Origin of the sequence: Nostoc sp. NMS9, assembly GCF_017114995.1 — a bacterium.
GTDB lineage: Bacteria > Cyanobacteriota > Cyanobacteriia > Cyanobacteriales > Nostocaceae > Nostoc.
In genome coordinates this window covers 1-5,570 of record NZ_JABXKL010000095.1, presented here as the reverse complement: position 1 = coordinate 5,570, position 5,570 = coordinate 1, and the positions used below count along the sequence as shown (strand labels likewise).

The following is a 5,570-nucleotide window of genomic DNA, read 5'->3' as shown; positions in this document are numbered from 1 at the left end:
TGACTCTAATTAAGCTTTTGTTACATACTTGTAAATTTTCCCGCCGACTTACTTACTTTAAATAATTAGCTTCTTACTGCACGCTCTCTCACCCATTGTTTTAACAGAGGAATTTCAAAATCATACTCTCCATAGAAAAACATTTCAATCAGGAAAGTAGCTAACATATTTTCCGTCTCAAAGAGTTTAGTCCAAAAGCTTGTAAAACAACAAAAAGTTGAAGGAAATTTACAATCCAAGCCGCGAGGAAAGCCACAATTTAGTCATCTAACAAATGCTGACATAGAGTTGACAGAATTAGTTGCATCACATTAAACAAGTTTTTTTGCTCAACCTAGTAAAATAGTTCCCAAGTTTCTTGCAAAAACAGCAACATTTTTTATATTTAATGTCTAAATTTTTGGCTTATTACTTTATCTTTGACCTTTCACAAACTCTGCAAACATACTGCTAAATACACCCCGATTCTTCCGTAATAACCCATGACGCTGAAGCCTATCTACAATTGCCCAATCGGGAATAGGTAAATTACTCTCTCCCAACTCATAACGTAATGCTAAACGTTCAACTTCGGTTAAATCTTTCCAAAGTTCTTCAAAACGAGGCTTTGCTTGAAAATTAAAATCATTTTTAGCTATTTCTTGATTCCTATTTTGCCACAATATCGCCCCTGCCATCTGCACATAATAGGGCAAGCCTCCTGCTAACTCATCCACCCATTGTAATACCACAGAATTAGGCAGAAATTCTTTCTGTCCTTTCTGGATGATGCTTTGCCAAGCTTCCTTCTCTAATGCCCCTAAAATAGTCATACTGAAAATATTGGCAAAGGGAGAACCCAGACTCAAAGTTTCGTAAACTTCATTGAGAGGGCGTTTGCTGGCAATTACCATTGTTAAGAAACCCGCAGAAGCCTTAGAACGCCAATCTTCTCCCCAATCCTGACTCAACTCCAATTTGTAAACCTAGTTTGACACTAAATTTATCTGGTTTGACTGTCTGGCTAATATCTTTTAATGTACCTGCGACATCTTCAGCAATGGATTTAATAATTTCTGTGGCTTGTTGAAAGACTCTGGTTTCAGCAGAAACAGGTTGTTCTCCTATAGGTGTAACCTCTACTTTAATTATTTTGCCGTCAGAAAGTTCAAAGGAAATAATTTTGGTTTTATCTGCCATACTTCATTTTTTTATTAATTTTTCGTGCAAGTATCTTCCTGAATAATAAGAAGAAGGTATATGGTATTGTTACATTTTTCGTGCGCGATTAATTTGAGTCTGGCAACGATTCATAATATGCTACACGTTACTTTGATCATTTCATTTTTTGAAAGGTTTCAGAACTCTATAAGCAGTAATTACAGCCTAAGTAATTTATATAACTTTGTATACGTAGCAGATTATTAGCGTAGGTGTAGCCCGCCGTAGGCATCGCCCTTTAGAAAAAAGTTTTTGGTTTACTGTTCAGGATTGAGAAAAATTGGTATTGCACGCAGAGGCGCAAAGGATACAGAGGAAGAAGAGACTTGTTACGCAGAATGCTATGCTTGCGTTAAAATCCGTAAGTCCTGCATGGCTGACTAGATGAGACCTTATCATCAAATCCCGATTTTTGAGTGTGGTGAACCGCTAGTAGCAATTCCTTTAGAATTGTTTGCGGTGGAATCTCCCCATCCTTATGAAAAGTTAGGTGCGCCTTATGGCGATCGCTCTCCCTATTATCTCCGTCAAAGCGTTATCGAAAATTTGCTCCAAGCCCAAAATTATCTTAATCTCCTGCATCCTAACTGGCATATCCAAATCTTTGATGCCTATCGCCCGATCGCAGTCCAGCAGTTTATGGTAGATCACAGCTTCGTCCAAGCAGTGCAGGATAGAGGACTGACTAATGTAGAGTTATCACCAAACCAACGCCAAGAAATTTGGGAAGCGGTTTATGCAATTTGGGCTGCACCTAGTTTGGATGAAAAAACTCCGCCTCCTCATAGTACGGGTGGGGCGGTGGATGTGACGCTAGTAGATGATACAGGGCAAATAGTGAATATGGGTTCGCCAATTGATGAAATGTCAGAGCGATCGCATCCTGATTATTATGCCAATAGCGATCGCTCACAAACGCAAAAGTATCATGTTCACCGTCAGCTATTGCAAGATGTAATGTTAAAAGCCGGCTTTCAACGCAATCCTAGAGAGTGGTGGCATTTTTCTATCGGCGATCAAATGTGGGCTTGGCTGAATAATCAATCTAATCCAGCCAATCCTGTCACCGCACGTTATGGGCGTCTTCCATAGATGCGTTATGCATCTTGAGGATTTAACTCTCTTAACTCGTCGGTGGTGTAAGTACCAATAGGAGTCCAAACTAGATAGGGAAGGAGTAACAGCGCCGCCATTAAAGAAATCGGTAAAACGCAGATTGCCAGGACAACGGCTAAAATCAAACCCATTAGCCCAAGAATTTCCCCAGCTTTGAGACTGCGAAACCTGAGCATTATAGGTATGTAGGCGACGGTGATAATTTCCACGACGAGATACAAAGCCATTAATAGCCAAGTAATTAGGCTTCCGGGATTTTTTTGCCAGACAATAGTAGCTGAAGCTGCACCACTGATAAAAATCACAGTCCAGATGAACGGAATCAGCGGCTCAAAAACTAGCCAGCGAGGGCGACTTAATCGTGCAAACCACTTAACATCACGCGGCGTGATTAAGAAACTCCCAAGGGCGACGAAGAAAGTTACAGCCCCAATTATTATCCAAGATGGAATCATAATGCACTCAAGTTTTGTGTATTTTGTCAAGTCATACACTGCAAGTTTGACAATTTAGACTAGATGTTTAATCATTCCCTGGTGCGATTCTTAGGCATCTTGAGGATTGAGACGGATCATCTGCCAAGTGGTATAAGTACCAATGGGACTCCAGAGCAAATAAGGAACTAGTAATAGTGCTGCCCAACCAGAAAAACCTAAGACTGCAAGTATCAATAAAGCACAAATGATCAAACCTGTGCCACCGAGAATTGTGCCCACTTTCAGACTGCGAAGCTTAAACATTACAGGCGTATAGGCAATGGTAACAATTTCTAATAGCAGATATAAACCCATGATTAACCAGGTTGAGGTGCTTCCTGGGTCTTTTTCCCAGACAATATAAGCTGACCAAGCACCGCAAATAAATATTACAGTCCAAATAATTGGGATTGCACCCTCAAAAGTTAGCCATCTCGGTCGTTGTAAACACTTGAACCATTGGCGATCGCTTGGCGTAATCACGTTTGCTGCTAAAGCAACCAAGAAAGCCACACCCCCAATCACCATCCAAGATTTAATCATGCCCGTTAGTCCTTTACAAGCGCTATCTATCGCTTAATATCACTCTTTATAGTGTGATTTTGTCAATTTTATTGCTAATTACTCATCATCCCTGAGTTTGAAACCTTCACATCGTTTGGCAGGATTTTAAATTATGGGCATTCAAAATGGGGCATCAACGCTATCGCGATTACAAGATTTATGCCCAGCCTTTGCTCATCATGTTTTTGCCATTAGCGGTGTCTCTGCTGGTAGCCTTGATGCTGCGGCATTTTCTAGCTTGATTAAAATTCAACCTTCTTTAAACGCACAGGGCTGTTCTCTAAAGCAAGAAGATGATGGTAGTAGAGGTCTACTAGAAAAAAAAGCACATGAACTGTTAGATAAAGACTTGCTATCTCCCTTGCTTGGAGCAGGATTATTTTCTGATTTTGTTCAACGTTTTATTTTTATTCCTATTAAGAGTTTGGACAGAGCTAGGGGTCTAGAGTATGCGTTTGAAGGCGGGTGGAAAAGCGAATGGGGTAATAATCCCCTTGCGGATTCTTACTACGAACATTGGAATCTAGATAAAGATGCTCCTGCTCTTGTCTTAAATACGACAGTAGTAGGGACTGGAGAGCGTTTGTTGTTAAGTCCCTTCAGATTCAATTCTCCAGATTCAAAATTTCCGCCTCTTAATGATATTCGCACTGTTGCTTGTAGTGTTAATGAAGCTCATATTGACTTTCCTCTCAGTACGGCTGCTGTCCTCAGTGCTAGGTTTCCATTAGTCACTCCAGTTGGTTGGTTTAACAAATGCAACGATGCGAATGGTGAACCCCTAAAAAATGATAATAAGGAATCTCTAACTTATAAGAACGGTCTGAAAACTCGTTTAGCAGACGGAGGTTACTTTGAAAACTCCGCTTTCACAACCGCACGGGATATAGGTCGAAGGTTGGAAAAAATTTTAGAAGACAAAAAGATCAGTGATAAAAGGGAGTCAGCAAATTGTGTCTGCAACTTTCCCAGAAATTGCGCTTACAGTTGAACAAGTGTTGTCTGCGGGTAATGTTGGTTAGAAAATAGACCATCCCTTCTGCTAGTTATGACAAGACCGTAAAACTCTGGGCTTACTTAAATAACCTGAGGATTTAATTGGATACAGTTGTGCTAAGTTACGTGGTTATTTACAGTCACCCAATCAGGACTTACGCAACTGTCACAGGCGATCGCGTTCCCCAGAGGTGAAGGTTGAAAGATAGAGGCTTTTTTGGCAGACTTAGAGCAAAGAAGTAGGCATACTGTACTCACTTACTGCCTAATGGCTCTTGGTGTCGTTTAACCCAACCCTTCTGGAACTGTGAAACACTAAAAATGTGAAAATGATAAAAGGCAGTTTATAGGCGCAATGACTGGGGTAGCTTGTACAAGTGGACAAGTAATTATACTTATGATATTTAGCAAACTTGATTATTGTCAATATTTATTAAGTAGTCAAATTAACTATACAATTACAAATTTAGCTGACCATTTAAAAGAAATTAGTCATGACAAGATAAATCGTTATTTAAGACGCGAAAAATTGACACCTCGTAACTAAGGGAAAATGCCAAACCATTAATTATGTCTCTACCGACAAAACGGAATATGTCGTAACAAATGACTTAAATCAAGATTCTATGAATGCCGTGCAACAGGTGTGCGACATCCGTTGGAAGATTGAAGAATTTCAAAAGAGTTCTTAAGCAATTGACAGGTATAGAATCAAGACAGATGTCGGAAAGGTCGTATCCAGAGAAATCACATCGGCTGTGCCATACTTGTTTGGTTAAGACTTAAAGATCAAGCCTATAAAATAGGTCTAACTGCTTATCAACTCAAGCATGGGTTACTGTCAAACTACCTGATTCAACAACTTAAACGTCCCACTATTCCTATGTTGTTGGTCTAGTTTTTGGTGGCGATCGCTTGTGACACTTGCGTAAGTCCTGCCAATGTAAGCGATCGCACTTTCGGGAAACTTCGGGGGCGATTGTTTCACGGGTATTTGACTAATGTTCCCTTCGACTTCGCTCAGGGAATGTTTTGCTTAGGGAAATCAATTACTGCCACTGCGATGCCTGCTGCGGGCGTAGCCATCGCACTTTTGGAAAACTTTCGAGGCGATCGCTTTCAGAGGTGATTTTTATATAGCGATCCGATTTCATTTATGAAATTATAGCAATCGCCAAGAGAGTTAGGACATATAATGCAAATAGTCTGGGTTCAAAA

General features: G+C 40.2%; 8 protein-coding genes and 1 pseudogene. 4 read left to right on the top strand and 5 right to left on the bottom strand.

The features are described 5' to 3' along the window. Positions 1 to 413 precede the first annotated feature (413 nt). Both HWQ40_RS31795 and HWQ40_RS31790 read right to left on the bottom strand, forming a co-directional pair. Positions 414 to 950 (bottom strand): hypothetical protein, encoded by a 537-nt coding sequence (locus HWQ40_RS31795; RefSeq protein ID WP_292785902.1) that lies wholly within the window; start codon positions 948 to 950, stop codon positions 414 to 416. Continuing rightward, a complete protein-coding gene (locus tag HWQ40_RS31790) occupies positions 916 to 1,179 on the bottom strand; it encodes a CU044_2847 family protein (protein ID WP_292785900.1) in 264 nt (87 codons plus the stop codon). Before HWQ40_RS31790 ends, HWQ40_RS31795 begins: the two co-directional genes overlap by 35 nt. A 405-nt stretch (positions 1,180 to 1,584) precedes the next feature. Between HWQ40_RS31790 and HWQ40_RS31785 the strand changes: the two genes are divergently transcribed. Beyond that, positions 1,585 to 2,292, top strand: coding sequence for a M15 family metallopeptidase (locus HWQ40_RS31785; protein WP_292785898.1), 708 nt, complete (start codon positions 1,585 to 1,587; stop codon positions 2,290 to 2,292). A gap of 5 nt (positions 2,293 to 2,297) precedes the next feature. Here HWQ40_RS31785 and HWQ40_RS31780 read toward each other — a convergent pair whose 3' ends face one another. Together HWQ40_RS31780 and HWQ40_RS31775 are read right to left on the bottom strand one after the other, a co-directional pair. Continuing rightward, on the bottom strand, positions 2,298 to 2,771 hold the full coding sequence (locus HWQ40_RS31780; protein WP_292785896.1) for a TspO/MBR family protein: 474 nt from the start codon (positions 2,769 to 2,771) through the stop codon (positions 2,298 to 2,300). A gap of 90 nt (positions 2,772 to 2,861) precedes the next feature. Then, a complete protein-coding gene (locus HWQ40_RS31775; RefSeq protein ID WP_292785894.1) occupies positions 2,862 to 3,335 on the bottom strand; it encodes a TspO/MBR family protein in 474 nt (157 codons plus the stop codon). Between the two features lie 133 nt (positions 3,336 to 3,468). On the opposite strand from HWQ40_RS31775, the gene HWQ40_RS31770 reads away from it, so the two are divergent. Continuing rightward, positions 3,469 to 4,347 carry a hypothetical protein gene (locus HWQ40_RS31770; RefSeq protein WP_292785893.1) on the top strand — a complete coding sequence of 293 codons (879 nt, stop codon included), beginning with the start codon at positions 3,469 to 3,471 and terminating at the stop codon, positions 4,345 to 4,347. A 402-nt stretch (positions 4,348 to 4,749) separates the two neighbouring features. Next, positions 4,750 to 5,250, top strand: a pseudogene (locus HWQ40_RS31765) (transposase). Here HWQ40_RS31765 and HWQ40_RS31760 read toward each other — a convergent pair. After that, positions 5,194 to 5,340, bottom strand: coding sequence for a hypothetical protein (locus HWQ40_RS31760; RefSeq protein ID WP_292785905.1), 147 nt, complete (start codon positions 5,338 to 5,340; stop codon positions 5,194 to 5,196). The pseudogene HWQ40_RS31765 and the gene HWQ40_RS31760 overlap by 57 nt on opposite strands. Positions 5,341 to 5,346: 6 nt before the next feature. Here HWQ40_RS31760 and HWQ40_RS31755 point away from each other — a divergent pair, with 6 nt between their 5' ends. Beyond that, a complete protein-coding gene (locus HWQ40_RS31755; RefSeq protein WP_292785904.1) occupies positions 5,347 to 5,481 on the top strand; it encodes a hypothetical protein in 135 nt (44 codons plus the stop codon). Positions 5,482 to 5,570: the final 89 nt, after the last annotated feature.